This is a genomic window from Mesobacillus stamsii, from assembly GCF_030814065.1.
GTDB lineage: Bacteria > Bacillota > Bacilli > Bacillales > Cytobacillaceae > Mesobacillus > Mesobacillus stamsii.
The window spans coordinates 27,289-47,786 of the sequence record NZ_JAUSUN010000016.1; the positions used below are offsets into that span (position 1 = coordinate 27,289).

Below are 20,498 nucleotides of genomic sequence, written 5' to 3' on the forward strand. Positions count from 1 at the left end.
CGCGATCCTTAGAGGAGGTGAGTTTAACGTGACAGAAGAGAGAAACAACGCTCAGCAAGAATTGGACAGCCAGAGAGAAGCAGAAACGGTAGAAGAAATTTTTGCCGAAAAGGACGCTTCTGAACAAAGTGGAAATATTCCGGCGCAAGAGGAAGAACAAGAGGATTCAACGGAGCAGAAAATCGCCGAATTGGAAAGCAAGCTGGAGGAAGCGGACAACCGTTACTTGCGCCTTCAGGCAGATTTTGACAACTTCCGCCGCCGTTCAAGGATTGAACTTGAAGCGAGCGCTAAATATAGAGCCCAAAACATTATTACAGAACTGCTTCCGGCAATTGATAATTTTGAACGGGCATTGAAGATGGATGTGGATAATGAACAAGCCAAATCTCTGAAACAGGGAGTAGAAATGGTGTACCGAAGCCTGCTTGATGCTCTTAAGAATGAAGGTGTCGAAGCAATTGACGCAGTAGGCAAAGAATTTGATCCACATCTACATCAAGCAGTGATGCAGACAGAAGATGAAACTTACGGCCCTAATATTGTTGTTGAAGAGCTCCAGAAAGGCTACATGCTAAAGGATCGAATCATTCGTCCAGCAATGGTAAAAGTCAACCAATAACAGTGTTTACAGGGCTCTTTTCGGGATGATTTCTGACAATTTATGCTTAATGCAAGCACAAAGTTTGCGAAAAGAGCCTACATAAAAGAACTAGGAGGTAGAAGGAAAATGAGTAAAATAATCGGTATTGACTTAGGAACCACAAACTCTTGTGTAGCTGTATTAGAAGGCGGCGAACCAAAAGTAATCCCGAATCCAGAGGGCAACAGAACGACTCCTTCCGTCATTGCGTTCAAAAATGGCGAACGCCAGGTAGGGGAAGTGGCGAAACGCCAGGCAATTACTAACCCAAATACGATCATCTCCATCAAACGCCATATGGGAACAGATTATAAAGCGGAAGTGGAAGGCAAAGAATATTCGCCGCAAGAGTTATCAGCTGTAATTCTTCAATATTTAAAGGCATATGCTGAAGACTATCTTGGTGAACCGGTAACAAAGGCAGTCATCACTGTTCCTGCTTACTTTAATGATGCTGAGCGTCAGGCTACAAAGGATGCAGGCAAAATTGCTGGACTTGAAGTGGAACGGATCATCAATGAGCCGACAGCAGCAGCACTTGCATACGGCTTAGATAAAATGGATGAAGACCAGACCATCCTAGTTTATGACCTTGGCGGCGGTACTTTCGACGTTTCCATCCTTGAACTAGGTGATGGCGTATTCGAAGTTAAATCCACTGCAGGGGACAACCGTCTTGGCGGTGACGATTTTGACCAAGTGATCATTGACTATTTAGTAGAACAGTTCAAGAAAGAAAACGGGATCGACCTTTCTAAAGACAAAATGGCTCTTCAGCGTCTTAAGGATGCAGCGGAGAAAGCGAAGAAGGATCTGTCTGGTGTAACTTCCACCCAGATTTCGCTTCCATTCATTACTGCAGGGGAAGCTGGACCGCTTCACCTTGAATTGAATCTGACTCGCGCTAAATTCGAAGAGCTTTCTGCTGGATTGGTGGAACGCACGATGGGACCTACCCGCCAAGCATTGAAAGATGCTGGCATAACCCCATCTGATTTGGATAAAGTCATCCTTGTCGGTGGTTCTACACGTATCCCGGCGGTACAAGAAGCAATCAAAAAAGAAACCGGTAAAGAACCACATAAAGGCGTGAACCCTGATGAGGTTGTCGCAATGGGTGCTGCCATCCAGGGCGGCGTTATCTCAGGTGACGTTACAGACGTTGTTCTTCTTGACGTTACTCCGCTTTCCCTTGGTATCGAAACAATGGGTGGCGTATTTACAAAGCTGATCGACCGTAATACAACCATTCCTACATCTAAATCACAGGTATTCTCAACCGCTGCTGACAACCAGACGGCAGTCGATATCCACGTGCTCCAAGGGGAGCGTTCAATGGCTTCTGCCAACAAGACGCTTGGGCGTTTCCAGCTAACGGACATCCCGCCGGCACCGCGTGGAATACCTCAAATCGAAGTTACTTTCGATATTGATAAAAACGGGATAGTGAACGTTCGTGCAAAAGATCTTGGTACTAACAAGGAACAACAAATCACCATCAAGTCTTCAACAGGCTTATCTGATGAAGAAATCGAACGCATGGTAAGAGAAGCGGAAGAAAACGCTGAAGCGGACAAGAAGCTAAAAGAAGAAGTAGAACTTCGCAACGAAGCTGATCAATTAGTATTCACTGCCGAAAAGACTTTAAAGGATCTGGAAGGGAAAGTGGATGAAGAAGAAATCAAGAAAGCTAACGAAGCGAAAGATGAACTGAAGGCTGCAATTGAAAAAGGTGAAATCGAAGAAATTCGCACTAAGAAGGATGCGCTTCAAGAAATCGTTACAAACCTGAGCGTTAAGCTTTACGAGGAAGCGGCCAAGCAACAGCAGGCACAGCAAGGGGCAGAAGGGCAAGAAGGAACAAAGAAAGACGACGATGTTGTCGATGCAGAATTCGAAGAAGTTAAGGACGACAAGTAAAACATTTATAAGCAAGCAAAAAGTCAAAGTCAGGTATTACTTGGCTTTGGCTTTTTTCATTCTACAAAATTTAACTAAAAAAAGACAATTAACTTAGCACATAACAGATCGTTTATCTATTGCGACGGATATGCGGGAATGGTACAATTACCTTTATGTGAAAAGAATCGGGAGTGGTAATCATGAGCAAACGGGATTACTATGAAGTCCTCGGGGTCAGCAATTCGGCCACGAAGGATGAAATAAAGAAAGCTTATCGCAGACTTTCTAAAAAATTCCATCCGGACATTAACAAAGAGCCGGGAGCAGATGAAAAGTTTAAAGAAGCAAAAGAAGCATACGAGGTCCTTAGTGACGACCAGAAGCGCGCTCAATATGACCAGTTTGGCCATGTGGATCCCAATCAGGGCTTTGGCGGCGGAGCTGATTTTGGCGGAGGGTTTGGCGGTTTTGAAGATATTTTTAATTCGTTCTTCGGCGGCGGCGGCGGAGGCAGACGCCGTGATCCAAACGCACCTAGACAAGGTGCTGATCTCCAGTACACTATGACTCTGAAGTTCGAGGAAGCTGTTTTCGGCAAGGATGCAGATATTGAGATTCCTCGAGAAGAAACATGTGATACTTGTGATGGAACAGGGGCGAAGCCTGGTACGAAAGTGGAAACCTGTACCCATTGTCATGGAAGCGGTCAGATCAGTGTCGAGCAAAATACTCCTTTTGGACGCATTGTTAACCGCCGGGTATGCCATTACTGTAATGGAACGGGCAAGGAAATCAAAGAAAAATGCACGACCTGCTCCGGTACCGGGAAGGTTACGAGAAGGAATAAGATTCATGTGAAGATTCCAGCTGGAGTCGATGATGGCCAACAGTTAAGAGTGGCTGGAAAAGGGGAAGCAGGAATCAATGGCGGACCTTCAGGTGATCTCTATATTGTGTTCCACATTAGGCCGCATGAATTTTTCGAGCGTGACGGGGATGACATATATTGTGAAATGCCAATTACATTTGTCCAGGCGAGCCTTGGGGATGAAGTGGAAGTCCCTACCCTCCATGGCAAGGTCAAACTTAAAGTCCCTTCTGGAACGCAGACTGGTACTAAGTTCCGTTTGAAAGGCAAAGGTGTTCCGAATGTCCGGGGATATGGAACAGGAGATCAGCATGTTATCGTGAAAATCATCACTCCGACAAAACTGTCAGAAAAACAAAAGCAGCTCCTTCGCGAATATGCGGAAATCAGCGGACAAACACCGCTAGGCGAGCATGAAGAAAGCTTTTTTTCGAAAGTAAAACGAGCCTTTAAAGGTGATTAATCGAATGGAGTTGGTATAAATGAAATGGTCCGAACTCAGCATTTTAACAACAAATGAAGCGGTTGAGCCGATTTCAAATATCCTGCACGAGGCAGGGGCGAGCGGTGTCGTGATTGAAGATCGACTGGAGCTTGAGAAGGAAAGAGAGGACCAGTTCGGCGAAATATACCAGCTAAATCCTGACGATTATCCGGAAGAAGGCGTCATCGTAAAGGCATATCTCCCTGTAAACAGCTTTCTAGGGGAAACAGTCGATGAAATCAAAGAAGCAATCAATAATCTAATTATCTACAATATTGATATTGGATTGAACAAAGTATCAATCAGTGAAGTGAATGAAGAAGAATGGGCAACAGCCTGGAAAAAGTATTATAATCCTGTGAAGATCTCCGAAAAGTTTACGATTGTTCCAACCTGGGAGGAGTACACTCCTGTCAATACCGATGAGTTGATCATCGAACTGGACCCTGGCATGGCCTTTGGAACTGGAACCCATCCGACAACCGTGATGTGTATCCAGGCGCTGGAGAGAACAGTTCGCCCTGGCGACCGGGTCATCGATGTTGGAACAGGTTCTGGCGTGCTTAGTATTGCTGCGGCTAAACTTGGTGCAGGCAAAGTAGAGGCGCTCGACCTTGATGATGTAGCGGTCCAAGTGGCCAAACTCAACCTCAAGCTGAATAAAGTGCACGGTATTGCATCTGTTTCACAAAACAATCTGCTTGATGGAATAGCTGAAGGAGCGGACATCGTAGTCGCAAATATCCTTGCCGAGGTCATCCTGCGTTTTGCGGACGACGCAGGCCGAATTGTGAAAAATGGCGGTTCCTTCATTGCATCCGGAATCATCCAGCAGAAGAAAGAAGTCGTCAAGGAAGCAATAATGGACGCCGGCTTCGAGATAGAAGAAATTATTACGATGGAAGATTGGGTTGCAATCATCGGGAAAAAGAAATAATGGAGAAAAAAGGGGAACCGCAAAAGCCCCTTTTTTCTGTCTATTTATAGCTCTATTGGGAAGCAGGTGCTCGGATGCAGCGTTACTTTACGGAGGAACTCGTTAATCCGGATCATTTTCATCTTACTGGCGAGGATTATCATCACATCGTTCGTGTCATGAGGATGAAGGCTGGGGATGAAATCATTTGTGTCACTTCCACGGGAAATAGTGCAATTTGCCAGATTGCAGAAATTACCGCTGAAATGGTTGTGGCAAACGTTGTAAAATGGGAAGAAGGAAACAAGGAGTTGCCAGTCTTTATTGTCATTGCGAGCGGTCTGCCCAAAGGGGATAAGCTTGAATGGATCATCCAGAAAGGTACGGAACTAGGTGCCCATGAATTTGTCCCCTTCACCGCATCCCGCTCGATTGTGAAATGGGACAGCAAGAAAGCTGGAAAAAAGATAGAACGATGGCAGAAAATTTCCAAGGAAGCTGCTGAACAATCTCATCGGAATATTATTCCGTCCGTTAGAGAACCAGTCAGCTTAAAACAATTGACCACTCTTGCAAAAGACTATTCTTTTAAGCTTATTGCCTATGAGGAAGAGGCGAGGACAGGAGAGGCATCCGTTCTGTCTGAGACTCTTTCAAAAATGAGTGCGGGTGAAAGTCTGTTGATTGTTTTTGGACCGGAGGGGGGATTGACTCCTGGGGAAGTCAGCCTTTTAACGGAAAATGGATTTTTGGCCTGTGGTCTTGGACCGCGAATTTTACGTACGGAAACCGCGCCGCTCTATGTATTGTCTGCGGTTTCCTATCATTTTGAACTATTGAGGTGAAGATCATGCCTGCAGTTGCTTTTCATACATTAGGTTGCAAGGTTAACCATTACGAAACAGAAGCCATCTGGCAATTATTCAAAGAAAAGGGTTATGAAAGAGTGGATTTTGAATCTATCTCTGACGTTTACGTTATTAACACATGTACGGTTACCAATACTGGGGATAAAAAAAGCCGCCAGGTCATTCGCCGCGCTGTCCGCAAAAATCCGGACGCTGTTATTTGTGTAACCGGCTGTTATGCTCAGACATCGCCTGCAGAGATCATGGCGATTCCTGGAGTTGATATTGTAGTCGGAACTCAGGATCGTGTGAAAATGTTGGATTATATTGAGCAATATAAGCAAGAGCGACAGCCAATCAATGCTGTTGGCAACATCATGAAGAACCGTGTATATGAAGAGCTTGATGTACCGGCCTTCACGGATCGTACAAGAGCATCGCTGAAAATTCAGGAAGGTTGCAATAACTTCTGTACTTTCTGTATCATTCCATGGGCACGCGGATTAATGAGATCCCGCGATCCGCAGGAAGTTATTCGCCAGGCTCAGCAGCTTGTTGACGCTGGCTATAAGGAGATTGTCCTTACTGGAATTCATACCGGCGGTTACGGCGAAGACATGAAGGATTACAATCTCGCTGCATTGCTTAGAGATCTAGAGGCGCAAGTGAAAGGCATCAAGCGCCTTCGTATTTCCTCTATCGAAGCAAGTCAGATCACAGATGAAGTGATCAAGGTAATAGACAAGTCAAACATCATTGTCCGCCATCTGCATATCCCGCTTCAATCCGGTTCGGATACCGTTTTGAAGAGAATGCGCCGGAAGTACACAATGGAGTTTTTCGGGGAGCGTCTTGATCGCCTGAAGGAAGTATTGCCGGGTCTGGCAGTCACTTCTGATGTCATTGTGGGGTTCCCTGGAGAAACAGAAGAAGAATTCATGGAGACCTACAACTTTGTAAAAGAGCACAAGTTCTCAGAGCTTCATGTCTTCCCATACTCAAAACGGACAGGCACACCTGCTGCAAGGATGGAAGACCAGGTCGATGAAGAGGTAAAGAACAAACGTGTTCACCGCTTGATAGAACTATCTGACCAGCTTGCAAAGGATTATGCTTCCCAGTTTGAGGACGATGTACTGGAAGTAATTCCTGAGGAACCTTACAAAGAAGCATTAGAAAGCGGACTATACGTAGGGTACACTGACAACTACTTAAAGGTTGTCTTCCCTGCTACTGAAGATATGGTCGGAAAAATCGTCAAGGTGAAACTTGCTAAAGCAGGATATCCATACAACGAAGGCCAATTTGTAAGAGTGCTCGAAGATGAAAATCAAACAGAACAAGCAGTTATATAATAAAATCAACAAAAAGAGCTGGCCAAATGCCAGCTCTTTTTTCTTGGTTACCAGGAAATTATAAAATTATATAGTTGTGGATAACTACTTGTGGTTTTCTTAATCCAGCTCCAGCGCCTAGCCCCTCGAGTCGTGTGTCTAGTGTCGCCTCCTAGAAACTCCGAAACTTCAACTTCACCAGCAGAAGCAAAAAGCGCTTCTTCTGGTGAAGTCTCCAGTTTCAGCGTTTCTGGGCAGTCGGCTATACTTTTCGGTTTCGGTCCTGCCAATGAAGTCAAAGAACGACTTCACCGGTCGGCCCTCCGAGGCACAGGATGTGCTAGACCCGCCAGCCACAGGACGTGGCGTTTTAGGCGGGCAGCGCTTGTCGGGGCTGTTCGAGGCGCTTACGCTTTTTATTTCTAATCCTTCCCATGTATCATTTCAATCATGCTTCCAAATTTCTCGGCAACAGGAAGAACCAGCAATGATGCGAATAGGTTATAGATGACACTGACATGGGCCAGCTGTACGTCCGGCTTGGCTGCAGTTATCGGGGCAAGCGCGGCTATTTCGTTAATGAAAGGGAAAAACACTGCTGCTCCTGCGATGTTAAGCCATATATGTGCAAATGCCGTCAATCTTGCCTCTTTGCCGGCCCCAATCGAGGCAAGCAAGGCAGTAATGCAGGTTCCAATATTGGCTCCAAGCATAGCGGCAATGGCTGCGTCCATCGATAACGTTCCTTCTGACAGAAAACCCATCACAATTCCCGTCATCGCCGTACTGGATTGGATTATTGCTGTCAAAACGGTACCAGTAAATAGGCTGATCCAATGACTGGTGTTTAAATGGGTTAGTGCATTTTCCACTAAAGGCAGACTTATAACAGGGGTTGCGAGAAAGGTAAAACCGCGCATGGCGGCAAAAATAGCTGAGATACCGAAAGAAATTGCGCCAATATTGTGCCATGTCTTGTTGCGAAAAACCAATAAAATCGCCCCAATGACGGCGAAGGGCACGATGAATGCATCGATGTTGAAGGTGATGATTTCGAGAGTGAAGGTTGTCCCGATATTGGAACCAAGAATGATGCCGATGGATTGCGAAAATTTTAGCAGCCCAGCTGAAATGAAACCAATTGTAATAACCATGACAGCAGAACTGCTGTGTAAAAAAGCGGTCACGATCATTCCGGCGATCATGCCCTTTATTGGGGTATCTGTCATCAAAGCCAGCCAGTTTTTCATCCTGTCTGCGGAAAGCTCGAATAACCCTCTCCGGAGCAGGTTCATCCCTCCGATAAATACAGCTAGGAAAAGAATAAATAAAAGCAAATAAACCATGGACATCATCCCTTCATTTTAAATGTATGAAAAGACAGTACGGACATGCATGTATTTTGTTTTTAAAACAAGAACCAAATACAGTTGACCTCCTGCCGGTGATATATTATAATTGCAAGGTACATGGTTTCCCATGTGTTTTGGTGTTAGTGTGTTGTGCTCGGAGGGAGGGAAAGAGAATGTCTAAAACTGTCGTTCGTAAAAACGAATCGCTTGAAGATGCTCTTCGACGCTTTAAACGTACTGTATCTAAATCAGGTACGATCCAAGAAGCTAGAAAGCGCGAATTCTACGAAAAGCCTAGTGTAAAGCGTAAGAAAAAGTCTGAAGCTGCTAGAAAACGCAAGTTCTAAGAGAGGGTGGAATTAAATTGAGCCTGCTCGAGCGTTTAAATAATGATATGAAACAAGCGATGAAGAACAAAGAAAAGGACAGACTCACGACGATTCGGATGATCAAAGCATCCCTGCAAAACGAAGCGATTAAGTTTGGCAAGCAGGAATTATCTGAAGATGAAGAGTTAACTGTACTTTCTCGAGAAGTGAAACAACGCAAAGATTCCCTCCAGGAATTTGAAAAAGCAGGTCGCGAAGACCTCGTTGAAAAGACACAAACAGAACTAAAGCATGTCGAAGTGTACATGCCACAGCAGCTTAGCGAAGAAGAAGTGACGGCAATCGTCAAAGAAGCGATCGCGGAGACCGGTGCGGCATCGAAAGCCGATATGGGTAGAGTAATGGCTGTCCTTATGCCTAAAGTAAAAGGCAAAGCAGACGGATCTCTCGTTAATAAACTTGTACAACAACACCTTTCATAAAAAGCTCGAAGGCCGCAGGATGCTCTTGCGGCCTTTTTAGCTGATATCTAACTCCGCAAAAAAGATTGAAACCTTTTGGTGTACTCATGCGTAGTACCACTATGGCCTTATTTTTATGATTGGAGGTGCCTTATTGAAAATCAAATCAGTGATTGTGATTCTCGTCATTCTCCTATCACTGGCCACTGTGGGAACCCCTTTCCCTGCAGCTGCTGTTCAAAATGTCGTCTATGTAGTGCCGATTGAAGAAACGGTGGAAAAAGGCCTGCTCGCCTTCCTGAAAAGAGCGGTGGGAGAGGCGGAAGAGGCTGGTGCTGAAGCGATCATCTTTGATGTGAATACACCTGGAGGAGCGGTTGATGCCGCTGACGAGATCGGAAAATTATTGACGGGGACTGACTTGAAAACAGTTGCTTTCGTCAATAAAAAGGCATTGTCTGCAGGGGCCTATATATCCTTGAATACGGATGAGATTTACATGGTTCCCGGAGCAACGATGGGATCAGCAGCCATTATTGACCAACAGGGCAATACTGCTGGAAAGAAGGCGGAGTCTTATTGGTTTGCAGCCATGAGAGCTGCGGCAGTTGAAAGTGGAAGAGATCCGACATACGCTCAGGCGATGGCGGATGAGAGCATCGATCTTCCTGAACTAGGAGCACCTAAGGGAAAATTGCTAACGCTTACGGCGGAACAGGCACTTGAAGTAGGTTATTCAGAAGGAACCGTCAAAAACCTCGATGAACTTATAAATCAACTGGGATATAAAGACGCTGAAATCAGGAATGTGAACGAAACTTTTGCTGAAAAGCTGGCAAGGTTCCTTACTCATCCTGTTATGACCCCGATCCTCATGACAGTCGGCAGTGTGGGGCTGGTGCTTGAACTTTTTTCTCCCGGCTTTGGTCTGCCAGGAATTGCTGGGCTATCCGCGTTGCTATTGTTCTTTTATGGACATCTGGTCGCCGGACTGGCAGGGTTTGAAACCTTGATTCTGTTTGCGCTAGGCGTAGGGTTGATTGTGCTCGAATTGTTTCTTCCAGGTGGAATTATTGGCGTCATCGGTTTACTGGCGGTTATCTCGAGCTTTTTCATGGCATCGAATAATGTCGTCTATATGGCAATTTCTTTATTAATTGCCTTAACAGCGTCCATTGTGTTATCTATTTTGATGATAAGGGTGTATGAAAAAAAGATGAATTTTTTTAAGAGAATCATCCTAACCGATTCAACAAGTACCGAAAAAGGCTATGTGTCGAACAAGAACCGGCTCGAACTGATTGGGGGCGAAGGGGTGACGCTAACACCTCTTAGGCCTTCAGGAACCATCGTTGTCGAGGATGAACGCATTGATGTGGTGAGCGAGGGTGGATTCGTACCAAAAGGAAGAAAAGTAAGGATTATCAAAACAGAAGGTGCAAAAATTGTCGTACGAGAGTTGGAATGATGTTTTTTCTACTGCACTGAATAATCATCATAAAAAAGTTGATCAAGATCAAAAGTCTGGGAAATATATTTTTAGGAGGCAGTTTAAATGGATGCAGGTACAGCGTTTCTCCTTATAGCGATCGCACTTGGGGTCATTCTCCTTGGTGTAGTGCTGACATTCGTGCCAGTGATGCTTTGGATTGCAGCATTGGCAGCAGGTGTAAAGGTCAGTATTTTCACGTTGATTGGAATGAGATTAAGAAGGGTTATTCCAAGCAGAGTGATTAATCCGATGATCAAGGCACATAAAGCCGGTTTGAATGTTACGACAAACCAGCTCGAAAGTCATTACCTGGCAGGCGGGAATGTGGATCGGGTCGTTAATGCCCTGATTGCTGCCCATCGTGCCAATATTGAACTAACATTCGAAAGAGCGGCTGCGATTGACCTGGCAGGCCGTGACGTATTGGAAGCTGTACAAATGAGTGTAAACCCTAAGGTAATTGAAACTCCCTTTATTGCTGGTGTCGCCATGAATGGAATTGAAGTAAAAGCGAAGGCGAGAATCACAGTGAGAGCGAACATCGATCGACTTGTCGGGGGTGCCGGAGAAGAAACGATTGTTGCCCGTGTTGGAGAAGGGATCGTATCGACAATCGGATCTTCTGAAGATCATAAAAAAGTGTTGGAAAATCCGGATCGGATTTCACAAACTGTTCTTTCAAAAGGTCTGGACGCAGGAACAGCTTTCGAAATTCTATCGATTGACATTGCCGACGTGGATATCGGCAAAAACATCGGTGCTGAGCTGCAAACGGAGCAGGCGGAAGCGGATAAGAAGATTGCCCAAGCGAAAGCGGAAGAACGCCGCGCGATGGCAGTTGCACAAGAGCAAGAAATGAAGGCGCGTGTAGAAGAAATGAGAGCGAAAGTCGTCGAAGCAGAAGCTACTGTACCACTCGCAATGGCAGAAGCGCTTCGTAAAGGCAATATTGGCGTGATGGATTATATGAATTTCCAGAACATCGGAGCGGACACAGAAATGAGAGGCTCCATCGGTAATCTGTCCAATGGGAATAAAGAAGATAAGAATAATCAGTGATGAGAGAACCCGATAACAGAAAGGCGGGCTCCACATGCAAATTTTAGGAGAATTATTCAGTAATCCAATCGCTTTGTTTATTCTAATCGGGGTAATCATAAGTCTGTTCACTAAAAGGAAGACGGATGGCAGTCAGCAACAACAGCGCCGTCCTGTCCTGCCCGGACCTGTCCAGCAGCCACAACCTGTGCCAGCGAGAAGGCAGCCGGCAGAAGCGAAAACAGCGCCGTCTCGACCCCGGATGAAAACAGATGAGGAGAACCAAAGAGCGCAAGATCGAAACGGAGATAGAAGAAGGAACAGCCCTGTCGAAGCGGCAGAAGTCCTGACGGATATTCAAAAGAAATATTCAGAACAAAAGCATCAAACGTCAGCGAAAAAACAGCAAACTGGCAGAATGTCACCTAGTCAATCTTCTGGGCGGTTGAATCAAAAGAGAGAGCAGATACAATCCGATGTCGTTTTCCAGCCGAAAAAAGACACTCTCGTGGAGGGATTAATCTGGGCAGAAGTCATTGGTAAGCCACGTGCCAAAAACCCTTACAACTCGTCGAGGAAATAGGAAAAGGCAAAGGAATTTGTGGGTTGGAAAGAATGCTTATGATAAAGTGGAAAATGGTGCTAGAACCCCTTTTTTTCTCATACATATGAGATGAAAGGGGGTTCTTTTTTTTATGGCAAAAAAATGGGGTCTGTATGTACGCAAATGGTTGACACAAAAAATGGATCTTCCACAGGATGTCATGATGGATCTCCCTAGAATCACGATGATCGGGCAAGTCCATATTTATATTGAAAACCATCGGGGCCTGCTTGCTTTTTCAGATGGGGAAGTGAGGCTGATGATCAGAGGCGGTCAGCTTTCGATCAAGGGCCAAGCGTTTGTGATTAAGACAATATTGCCTGAAGAGATAGTGCTCGAAGGGAAAATCGAGCAGGTCCTATATATAAATGATGGAAAGGGAGGGGGAGTTACATGAAAAACCAATGGATTCACATCTTTTCTGGTACTGTGAAAGTCAAATTGACAGGCAAGGGCATCGAAAGATTCCTGAACCAGCTGACACGTAATGGAGTGTCAATTTGGAATGTGAAAAAGCATGGTTCAGAGGCGGTTACTTTTTACGTCGATCTGCAGGATGTAAACAAACTAAGGATCCCGGCGAGGGAGAATCATTGTAAAATTAGATTTTTGGAAAGGGCAGGAGGTCCTTTCTTTTTAAAAAAGTTATGGACAAACAGTGGGTTTTTGGCGGGGGCAGTTCTTTTTTTTGCTTTGATTCTCCTCCTGTCCAACATGGTATGGGGAATTGAAATAAATGGGGCTAGTCCAGCAACTGAACATCAAATCCGCAAGCAATTGGACAAGATGGGAATTGGTGTCGGTAAAATGCAGTTTTCAATAGACAGTGTCGAAAGCATCCAGAAGGAATTGACCGATCAGGTAGGTGCTTTGACTTGGATCGGCGTGGAGCTGAAGGGGACAACCTATCATTTTCAGGCTGTCGAGAAAAGTGAACCGGAAAAAGTCGAAGCAAACAGTCCGAGACATCTTGTAGCGAAAAAGAAAGCGGCCATAGTCAAGATTTTTGTGGAAAAAGGGGATCCAGTTGTGGAAGTGAATGAACTGGTGAAGCCGGGTCAGCTTCTTGTATCAGGAGTATACGGGAGTGAAAAAAAGCAAAAATTGGTAGCGGCAACTGGAGAAATCCTTGGGGAAACATGGTATTCAACCGAGGTAGAACTGCCTTTGAAAAGTACCTTTCAAGTTTTTAACGGCAATGAAAAAAGAACGTATTCGCTGAAAATCGCTGGAAAATCGATAGTTCTATGGGGTTTCGGCAAGACTGAATTTAAAGAGTATGAAACAGAAGTATTTGAACAGCCAGTGAAATTTTTTAAGTGGGAGCTTCCGGTAAAAATAGAAAAGACGACAATTAGGGAACGGGAACAGGCGACTCGAATCTACACGCGAGAAGAAGCGATTAATAGTGCAAAAGAACTTGCCAGGAGTGATATAAAAAATAATCTTCCTGAAAATGCTATTATTAAAGGGGAAAAAATTTTACATCAGTCAATCGAGAATGGTAAAGTAAGACTAATCATACATTTTACAATCATTGAAGATATTGCGGAAGGACAACCAATTATCCAAGGAGACTGAGAATGACAGAAGACTTAAAAACGACTGAAATTCATCTAGCGAATCCAACTGAAGCCATTTCCTTATTTGGAAATGCAGATACCAACCTAAAATTAATTGAGCGGGAACTTGGAGTCTCAATTGTGACGCGTGGCGAGAAGATAGCGATCTCTGGTCCTCTGGAGCAGGTTGCGCTGGCCCAGGCTGTTTTGGAAAACCTGCTAGCTGTGATCCGTAAAGGCATCAGCGTCAGCCAAAGAGAAGCTGTTTATGCTATTCAAATGGCTGTGAAAGGAACTTTGGAATATTTCAGGGATCTATATGATGAAGAAATCAGTAAAAATGTAAAAGGGAAATCGATTAGGGTTAAGACGCTTGGTCAAAGACATTATGTGAATGCGATGAAAAGTCGCGATCTAGTATTTAGTATCGGGCCGGCGGGTACGGGAAAAACGTATTTAGCAGTCGTCATGGCTGTCACGGCATTGAAAAATGGAACTGTGTCGAAAATAATTTTAACAAGGCCTGCTGTTGAAGCGGGAGAAAATCTCGGTTTTCTCCCCGGCGATTTGAAAGAAAAGGTCGACCCTTATCTCCGGCCGCTGTATGATGCTTTGCATGATATTCTCGGTTCTGAACATACGTTGCGTCTGATGGAAAGAGGCACGATCGAGATTGCTCCTTTGGCTTATATGAGGGGAAGGACTCTCGATGATGCGTTTGTCATTCTCGATGAAGCTCAGAACACAACACAGGCGCAGATGAAAATGTTTCTGACGCGTATGGGATTTGGATCGAAAATGATCATAACAGGTGACACCTCGCAGATTGATTTGCCAAAAGGCGCAAAATCCGGCCTGGTTGAGGCAGAAAATGTTTTGAAGGATGTTTCCGGAATCTCATTTGTCCACCTTGAACAAGCAGATGTAGTTCGCCATCCGCTTGTCGGACGGATTATTGAAGCATATGGAAAGAACGAATAAAAGCAACCTCAGTCCGCTCCTAAAAAAATAGAGAGCGGACTTTTATTTGCAACACAAAATGGTCCGGTTTTCGCGTTAGTATCAAATAAGGATGAAACTTTCGTAAAAAACTGATATGATGATACAGAAAGTCAGTTGATTTCCCAATTATTCTCAAACTGGCTTGATTTCTTTGTGGGAGGGCTGTATGAATATGGAAAAGCTGCAGGTCCAATTAACTGCGATATTGAATTTATTAAATATAAAGATATTTCGTATTTTGTTATTCTTGCTGATTGGAATTATCATGTACTCTGCTATGTACAGCAATGTTAAACCTGAGAAGCTTAATCTCGAATTATTCTCTGTATCGGAGAAAACGATCCGGTCGCCTGTTACCATTGAAGATAAAGAAAGTACAGAAGCAAACCGCAGAGAAGCGGTCGAACAAGTCAATGATGTGTATCGGGTCAAGAAGGAATATGCTCAAAACAGGGTGGATCTTGTTACCTCCATATTTGATTCTGTATCTGAAGTGAATACAGAAGCACAGGAAAAAATGGATCAATTGAAAAAGTCGGCGGCAGAAGATACGGCTGCACCTCAAGTCCCGACGATCGAGGAAAAAATTCAAATACTGAAAACAAAATTGACCGATAATGAAACGAAAAGTTTGTCAGACGACGTATTCATCGCTTTGCTGGAAGCTCCAAAAGAAGAATGGCAGATCGCAAAGGATCTCACTGTTACAGCGGTTAATAATACTATGAAACGCAGTGTTCCCGCTGATGAAGTGGAGAATGCAAAATTGAATGTAGAGGAAGAATTGAAGTATACCAGTCTAAACGGAAGCCTGAAAAGGGCTGTCATTGAAATTGGACGTTATGCAGTCGTCCAGAATGAATTTTATGACCCGGATGCCACTGATGAACTGCGCCAGCAGTCAATGGACAGCGTAGAACCAGTGAGGATCCTGGAAGGGCAAATTCTTGTGAGTGAGGGACAGCTAATCAGCAGGGATATTTATAAGAAACTCCAGCTAGTTGGCCTGTTGAAAAGTGGAAATTCATCCAAGCCATTCATCGGGCTTGGCATGCTCACAGCACTGATTTTGTTTGGACTTTATGTCTTTTTTAAAGAAATGGACAATGCTGAAAAAAAACAAAAGAACCTATTGCTTTTCAGTATTATTTTTATAACTTCCATTTTATTAATGAAATTGGTTAGCTTGTTCGATAATTTTGAATATTCTGAAATAGGGTATCTTTTTCCTGCTGCGATGGGTGCGATGCTGATTAAGATCCTAATCAATGAAAGGCTAGCGTTATTGCAGGTGGTGATTCTTTCCATAATCGGCACGATCATATTCAACGAAGGTATTACTGGGACATTGAATGTTTCTCTTGGCATTTACATTTTATTGAGCGGTTTGGCGGCAATCCTATTTTTACAAAAGCAAAATCGAAGAACGAAAATCCTCCAGGCAGGATTATTTGTGTCAGTGATCAATCTTATTGTTATTTTCTCCATTTTATTCCTGAGAAATAGTCAGTATTCTGGATTGGAATATGGGTTTTATCTCACTGCCGCATTCATTTCCGGAATAGTCTCCGCAGTGCTGACGATTGGTCTTCAGCCATTTTTTGAAGCGGGATTTGGGATTCTTTCCACCATGCGGCTGATCGAACTGTCCAATCCTAATCACCCACTCTTGCGAAAGATTCTTACGGAAGCACCGGGAACATATCATCACAGTGTGATGGTCGCTAATTTATCGGAAGCTGCTTGTGAGGCAATTGGCGCAAACGGCCTTCTTGCAAGGGTTGGATGCTATTATCATGATATCGGCAAAACGAAACGGCCACAGTTTTTTATCGAAAACCAGATCAATATGGATAATCCTCATGATAAATTGCCGGCATTGACAAGCAAGAATATCATCATCGCCCATGCAACTGATGGAGCGGAAATGCTCCGAAAACATCGGATGCCTAAAGAAATAATTGACATTGCTGAACAGCATCATGGAACTACGTTGCTAAAATTCTTTTATCATAAAGCAACAAAAAGTGGCCACGAAGGCAAGGAAGAAGATTTTCGCTACCCAGGGCCAAAACCGCAAACAAAAGAGGCTGCCGTTATTGGGATTGCTGACAGCGTGGAGGCGGCAGTTCGGTCGATGAATCACCCGACCCATGAGCAAATCGAAACATTGGTTGCTAAAATTATTAGAGATCGGCTTCAGGATAACCAGCTAAGTGAATGTGATATTACCTTAAAAGAGCTGGACACGGTTGCGGATACTTTATGTGAAACATTAAAGGGAATTTTCCATTCCAGAATTGAGTATCCAGAAATGAATAAACAGAAGGTGAAGCAGGGATGAGTTTAGAAATCGACTTTTTGGATGAGACAAATGAGTTGGCAGAAGATCAGCTAGTTACGATTGAAAAGCTGTTGAATTATGCTGCGGGAAAGGAGAATGTGCAGGACGGAAGCGAGCTTTCTGTCACTTTCGTGTCAAATGAACGCATTCAGGAGATCAACAGAAACTATCGGGATAAAGACCGGCCGACAGACGTCATCTCGTTTGCATTGGAAGAAATGGGCGAAGGGGAAATAGCGATTGTCGGGGAGGACATCCCCAGAATCCTTGGTGATATTATTATCTCCATTCCAAAGGCAAGGGAACAGGCAGAGGAATACAACCATTCTTTCCTAAGAGAACTCGGCTTTCTTGCGGTCCACGGTTTCCTGCATTTATTGGGCTATGATCATATGAATGAAAAGGATGAAAAACTGATGTTTGACAAGCAAAGAGACCTGCTGGAAGGATACGGCCTTGGACGCTGAAAAACGGAGGAAGCATCCGTTAATTTCCTCCTTTCAATTCGGGTTTGAAGGAATTGCAGCAGCAGCGAGGGAGCGAAATGTCCAAATCCATTTCGGCATTTCCGTATTTGTTATCCTGTCTGGCTTCCTTTTTGAAATCAACAAATACGAATGGATTGCCGTGATCCTTTGTATTGCTGGGATGGTTTCGTTGGAAATGATGAATACGGCAATCGAAAGAACGGTGGACATGTATACAGAAGAGTTCCATCCACTTGCGAAACAGGCGAAAGATATTGCTGCAGGTGCTGTGCTTATTTTTGCGATTGCCAGCGTTATTACCGGTCTAATCATCTTTTTGCCGAAAATTTCAGCATGGTTTAGATAGTTGTCCGCATGGGCAACTTTTCTTTTTACTGATTCCTGACACGGTATCTAGTGGGCCGATTTGAAAACGGGGAAAAACTTAAGTAAACTATCATTACAGTGTATAACTATTCCTTGGATGTTTTTAGAAAATTTAAAATTTATATTTCATTTTTGCGACAAACGATGAAATTACACTGAAAATAAGGTAAAATAATGTGAAGAAGGGAATGAAAGGATGAACTTTCATAATCAAGACCTAAATAATAAATCGTACAAATCAGGATTCATTTCCATTATTGGGAGACCAAATGTTGGGAAGTCAACCTTTCTTAACAAAGTGATCGGGCAAAAAATTGCGATTATGAGTGATAAGCCGCAAACGACCCGGAATAAGGTACAGGGAGTTTTAACACTCGATGACGCTCAGTTGATTTTCATCGATACTCCAGGAATTCATAAACCAAAACACCGCCTTGGCGACTTTATGATGAAGGTTGCTCAAAATACGTTAAAAGAAGTCGATTTGGTGTTGTTTATGGTCAATGCCCAGGAAGGATTTGGACGCGGCGAGGAATATATTATCGAAAAACTCCTTAATGTAAAAACACCTGTTTTCCTTGTCATCAATAAAATTGATCTTATTCATCCAGATCAACTGATGAAAGTGATCGGGTCTTACCAGGATAAATTCGATTTTGCTGAAGTCGTACCGATTTCCGCGCTGGAAGGAAACAATATTGATCGGCTGCTTCAGCAAATTAAGGAAAGGATGCCGCAAGGGCCCCAGTTTTATCCAGCCGATCAAGTAACTGATCATCCGGAACGCTTCATCGTGTCTGAACTGATCAGGGAAAAGGCATTGCATCTGACTAGGGAAGAAATTCCCCATTCCCTTGCAGTCGTGATTGAGAAAATGGAACGTCAGCCTGAAAAGCAAATGGTGCATGTAATGGCGACGATCATTGTGGAGAGGGATTCTCAGAAAGGCATTATCATTGGCAAACAGGGAGGCATGCTGAAGGAGATTGGCAAACGAGCACGTCATGATATTGAAAGTCTCCTTGGTTCAAAGGTGTTTTTGGAATTATGGGTCAAGGTTCAGAAGGATTGGAGAAACAAAGCCACACATCTTCGGGATTTCGGGTTCAGGGATGACGAATATTAAGCCTTTGGCAAATGCCCATCTATAATCTATTAACGTACCTGCAAATATTATTCCTAAACACGATTAACAATTTTTGCGTAACATGAAAATCTGATTGACAGGCTATGATAATTATAAGGATTTGGGATACATGCGTTGCTAGTGAAAAAATGAAAGGTGGGGTTTTCGATGTTGGATTTTACCTGGAAGGTGTTTTCACAGACAGGTAATATTGACACGTATCTTCTCTTTAAGGAATTAGAGAAAGACAATCAAGAAATACCCGGTTATCAGGAGGATGAGCTAGCAGAAATTGATTTTCCAATCTCATAGGTTTGTCTGTAGTAATGGATGGTGACCGAGGATGCTGCAGAAATGCGAAGGCATTGTCATTAGGACAACGGATTATGGCGAAAATAACAAAATTGTCACTTTATATACAAGGGAATTCGGAAAAGTTGGTGTGATGGCAAGAGGTGCAAAAAAGCCCAGCAGCAGGCTCGCTGCCGTCACCCAGCTTTTTACATATGGCCACTTTCTTTTCCAGGCAAGCTCTGGCTTGGGAGGATTGCAGCAAGGAGAGATGATTTCCTCTATGCGGTCGATTCGTGAGGATCTTTTTTTGACAGCCCATGCCAGTTTTATGGTTGATCTTACGGATAAAGTGACTGAGGATAAAAAGACGAATCCTTTTCTGTTCGAATTGCTTCTTCAGACCCTCAATTATTTGAATGAGGGCTATGATATGGAAGTTCTTACATTCATTTATGAAATGAAAATGCTCAATATCCAAGGATTGTATCCTGTTCTGGACAGATGCACCAATTGCGGCAGCACCGAGGGAGAGTTCCACTTTTCCATTCGAGAAGGAGGGCTCCTTTGCCATCGATGCTTTGAAAAGGATCCATACAGATTCAAGGTATCCCCGGGAACAGTCAGATTGCTGCGACTTTTTTACTTGCTGGATGTAAGCAGGCTTGGCAATATTTCGGTTAAACCGGAAACAAAGGCGGAATTGAAGAAGGTAATTTCCGCTTACTATGATGAATATTCAGGACTATATTTAAAAACAAGAAAGTTCTTGGATCAAATGGATTCATTTAGGGATATGCTCTAGCTATTGACAATGCCGTTGCTTTTCGCTATTCTCAAATCAAAAGCATTTGTGGTTGCGGAAGTGACCATTAAATAGGTTGCGGTGAAGGAAAGGGTACTTGACTCCCTCTGCATTAGCGAGTCCGGGGATGGTGTAAGCCGGATGGCAGAAAGCAAGGAAGGCGTTCTGGAGCGACATTATTTTTAAAGTGGCTGCTTTCTGGCAGCAAATAGGGTGGAACCGCGGGTAAACTCTCGTCCCTAT

Annotated in this window: 21 protein-coding genes; 20 read left to right on the top strand and 1 reads right to left on the bottom strand. The window is 43.9% G+C overall.

Features of this window, described 5'->3' with window-relative positions; all coding sequences use genetic code 11:
- The first annotated feature begins 28 nt into the window (after positions 1-28).
- From grpE to mtaB, 6 genes are all read left to right on the top strand, one after another.
- Positions 29-622: a nucleotide exchange factor GrpE gene (gene grpE, locus J2S25_RS12935; protein ID WP_044395388.1), complete on the top strand. Its 594-nt coding sequence runs from the start codon at positions 29-31 to the stop codon at positions 620-622.
- 108 nt (positions 623-730) lie between these two features.
- Positions 731-2,563, top strand: a complete 1,833-nt coding sequence (gene dnaK / locus J2S25_RS12940) for a molecular chaperone DnaK (protein ID WP_044395387.1) — start codon at positions 731-733, stop codon at positions 2,561-2,563.
- A 182-nt stretch (positions 2,564-2,745) separates the two neighbouring features.
- Entirely contained in the window at positions 2,746-3,876 is a 1,131-nt protein-coding gene (dnaJ, locus tag J2S25_RS12945) for a molecular chaperone DnaJ (RefSeq protein WP_307192105.1), read from the top strand.
- A 19-nt stretch (positions 3,877-3,895) separates the two neighbouring features.
- Positions 3,896-4,834: a 50S ribosomal protein L11 methyltransferase gene (gene prmA / locus J2S25_RS12950; protein WP_044395383.1), complete on the top strand. Its 939-nt coding sequence runs from the start codon at positions 3,896-3,898 to the stop codon at positions 4,832-4,834.
- Between the two features lie 74 nt (positions 4,835-4,908).
- On the top strand, positions 4,909-5,658 hold the full coding sequence (locus J2S25_RS12955; RefSeq protein ID WP_044395381.1) for a 16S rRNA (uracil(1498)-N(3))-methyltransferase: 750 nt from the start codon (positions 4,909-4,911) through the stop codon (positions 5,656-5,658).
- Positions 5,659-5,663: 5 nt separating this feature from the next.
- The gene (gene mtaB / locus J2S25_RS12960; protein ID WP_307192106.1) at positions 5,664-7,016 is read left to right on the top strand and encodes a tRNA (N(6)-L-threonylcarbamoyladenosine(37)-C(2))-methylthiotransferase MtaB; all 1,353 of its coding nucleotides are present in this window, start codon (positions 5,664-5,666) and stop codon (positions 7,014-7,016) included.
- Positions 7,017-7,417: 401 nt separating this feature from the next.
- Here the strand turns inward: mtaB and J2S25_RS12965 are convergent, their stop codons facing one another.
- On the bottom strand, positions 7,418-8,341 hold the full coding sequence (locus tag J2S25_RS12965; RefSeq protein WP_044392365.1) for a Na/Pi symporter: 924 nt from the start codon (positions 8,339-8,341) through the stop codon (positions 7,418-7,420).
- Positions 8,342-8,520: 179 nt separating this feature from the next.
- On the opposite strand from J2S25_RS12965, the gene rpsU reads away from it, so the two are divergent.
- From rpsU to recO, 14 genes are all read left to right on the top strand, one after another.
- Positions 8,521-8,694, top strand: coding sequence for a 30S ribosomal protein S21 (gene rpsU, locus J2S25_RS12970; protein ID WP_015595024.1), 174 nt, complete (start codon positions 8,521-8,523; stop codon positions 8,692-8,694).
- Positions 8,695-8,711: 17 nt separating this feature from the next.
- Positions 8,712-9,158 (top strand): GatB/YqeY domain-containing protein, encoded by a 447-nt coding sequence (locus tag J2S25_RS12975; protein WP_044392369.1) that lies wholly within the window; start codon positions 8,712-8,714, stop codon positions 9,156-9,158.
- A 115-nt stretch (positions 9,159-9,273) separates the two neighbouring features.
- On the top strand, positions 9,274-10,605 hold the full coding sequence (locus J2S25_RS12980; protein WP_052806981.1) for an NfeD family protein: 1,332 nt from the start codon (positions 9,274-9,276) through the stop codon (positions 10,603-10,605).
- A gap of 87 nt (positions 10,606-10,692) precedes the next feature.
- Positions 10,693-11,688, top strand: coding sequence for a flotillin-like protein FloA (gene floA / locus J2S25_RS12985; RefSeq protein ID WP_044392371.1), 996 nt, complete (start codon positions 10,693-10,695; stop codon positions 11,686-11,688).
- Between the two features lie 34 nt (positions 11,689-11,722).
- Positions 11,723-12,250: a YqfB family membrane protein gene (locus J2S25_RS12990; protein ID WP_044392373.1), complete on the top strand. Its 528-nt coding sequence runs from the start codon at positions 11,723-11,725 to the stop codon at positions 12,248-12,250.
- A 112-nt stretch (positions 12,251-12,362) separates the two neighbouring features.
- The gene (gene yqfC, locus J2S25_RS12995) at positions 12,363-12,668 is read left to right on the top strand and encodes a sporulation protein YqfC (RefSeq protein WP_044392375.1); all 306 of its coding nucleotides are present in this window, start codon (positions 12,363-12,365) and stop codon (positions 12,666-12,668) included.
- On the top strand, positions 12,665-13,852 hold the full coding sequence (yqfD, locus tag J2S25_RS13000; RefSeq protein WP_044392378.1) for a sporulation protein YqfD: 1,188 nt from the start codon (positions 12,665-12,667) through the stop codon (positions 13,850-13,852). Before yqfC ends, yqfD begins: the two co-directional genes overlap by 4 nt.
- A 2-nt stretch (positions 13,853-13,854) precedes the next feature.
- On the top strand, positions 13,855-14,814 hold the full coding sequence (locus J2S25_RS13005; RefSeq protein ID WP_044392380.1) for a PhoH family protein: 960 nt from the start codon (positions 13,855-13,857) through the stop codon (positions 14,812-14,814).
- Positions 14,815-15,007: 193 nt separating this feature from the next.
- The gene (locus tag J2S25_RS13010) at positions 15,008-17,179 is read left to right on the top strand and encodes an HD family phosphohydrolase (protein WP_044392417.1); all 2,172 of its coding nucleotides are present in this window, start codon (positions 15,008-15,010) and stop codon (positions 17,177-17,179) included.
- Positions 17,176-17,646, top strand: a complete 471-nt coding sequence (gene ybeY / locus J2S25_RS13015) for an rRNA maturation RNase YbeY (protein ID WP_044392381.1) — start codon at positions 17,176-17,178, stop codon at positions 17,644-17,646. The genes J2S25_RS13010 and ybeY overlap by 4 nt, the downstream gene beginning before the upstream one ends.
- On the top strand, positions 17,636-18,013 hold the full coding sequence (locus J2S25_RS13020; protein WP_044392383.1) for a diacylglycerol kinase family protein: 378 nt from the start codon (positions 17,636-17,638) through the stop codon (positions 18,011-18,013). Before ybeY ends, J2S25_RS13020 begins: the two co-directional genes overlap by 11 nt.
- 216 nt (positions 18,014-18,229) lie before the next feature.
- Entirely contained in the window at positions 18,230-19,159 is a 930-nt protein-coding gene (era, locus tag J2S25_RS13025; protein ID WP_044392385.1) for a GTPase Era, read from the top strand.
- Between the two features lie 168 nt (positions 19,160-19,327).
- Complete coding sequence (locus J2S25_RS13030) at positions 19,328-19,471, top strand: YqzL family protein (RefSeq protein WP_084221752.1); 144 nt, start codon at positions 19,328-19,330, stop codon at positions 19,469-19,471.
- 31 nt (positions 19,472-19,502) lie between these two features.
- Positions 19,503-20,255 (top strand): DNA repair protein RecO, encoded by a 753-nt coding sequence (gene recO, locus J2S25_RS13035; protein ID WP_044392388.1) that lies wholly within the window; start codon positions 19,503-19,505, stop codon positions 20,253-20,255.
- The last annotated feature ends 243 nt before the right edge of the window (positions 20,256-20,498 follow it).

Bases quoted from the DNA above. Each gene is read 5' to 3' on its own strand.
- yqfD (WP_044392378.1), top strand. From the start codon at position 12,665: ATGAAAAACCAATGGATTCACATCTTTTCTGGTACTGTGAAAGTCAAA.
- J2S25_RS12965 (WP_044392365.1), bottom strand. From the start codon at position 8,341: ATGGTTTATTTGCTTTTATTTATTCTTTTCCTAGCTGTATTTATCGGA.
- J2S25_RS13005 (WP_044392380.1), top strand. From the start codon at position 13,855: ATGACAGAAGACTTAAAAACGACTGAAATTCATCTAGCGAATCCAACT.
- dnaK (WP_044395387.1), top strand. From the start codon at position 731: ATGAGTAAAATAATCGGTATTGACTTAGGAACCACAAACTCTTGTGTA.
- J2S25_RS13030 (WP_084221752.1), top strand. From the start codon at position 19,328: ATGTTGGATTTTACCTGGAAGGTGTTTTCACAGACAGGTAATATTGAC.
- era (WP_044392385.1), top strand. From the start codon at position 18,230: ATGAACTTTCATAATCAAGACCTAAATAATAAATCGTACAAATCAGGA.
- ybeY (WP_044392381.1), top strand. From the start codon at position 17,176: ATGAGTTTAGAAATCGACTTTTTGGATGAGACAAATGAGTTGGCAGAA.
- J2S25_RS12990 (WP_044392373.1), top strand. From the start codon at position 11,723: ATGCAAATTTTAGGAGAATTATTCAGTAATCCAATCGCTTTGTTTATT.
- mtaB (WP_307192106.1), top strand. From the start codon at position 5,664: ATGCCTGCAGTTGCTTTTCATACATTAGGTTGCAAGGTTAACCATTAC.
- recO (WP_044392388.1), top strand. From the start codon at position 19,503: ATGCTGCAGAAATGCGAAGGCATTGTCATTAGGACAACGGATTATGGC.
- dnaJ (WP_307192105.1), top strand. From the start codon at position 2,746: ATGAGCAAACGGGATTACTATGAAGTCCTCGGGGTCAGCAATTCGGCC.
- rpsU (WP_015595024.1), top strand. From the start codon at position 8,521: ATGTCTAAAACTGTCGTTCGTAAAAACGAATCGCTTGAAGATGCTCTT.
- J2S25_RS12955 (WP_044395381.1), top strand. From the start codon at position 4,909: ATGCAGCGTTACTTTACGGAGGAACTCGTTAATCCGGATCATTTTCAT.
- prmA (WP_044395383.1), top strand. From the start codon at position 3,896: ATGAAATGGTCCGAACTCAGCATTTTAACAACAAATGAAGCGGTTGAG.
- yqfC (WP_044392375.1), top strand. From the start codon at position 12,363: ATGGCAAAAAAATGGGGTCTGTATGTACGCAAATGGTTGACACAAAAA.
- floA (WP_044392371.1), top strand. From the start codon at position 10,693: ATGGATGCAGGTACAGCGTTTCTCCTTATAGCGATCGCACTTGGGGTC.
- J2S25_RS13010 (WP_044392417.1), top strand. From the start codon at position 15,008: ATGGAAAAGCTGCAGGTCCAATTAACTGCGATATTGAATTTATTAAAT.
- J2S25_RS12980 (WP_052806981.1), top strand. From the start codon at position 9,274: ATGATTGGAGGTGCCTTATTGAAAATCAAATCAGTGATTGTGATTCTC.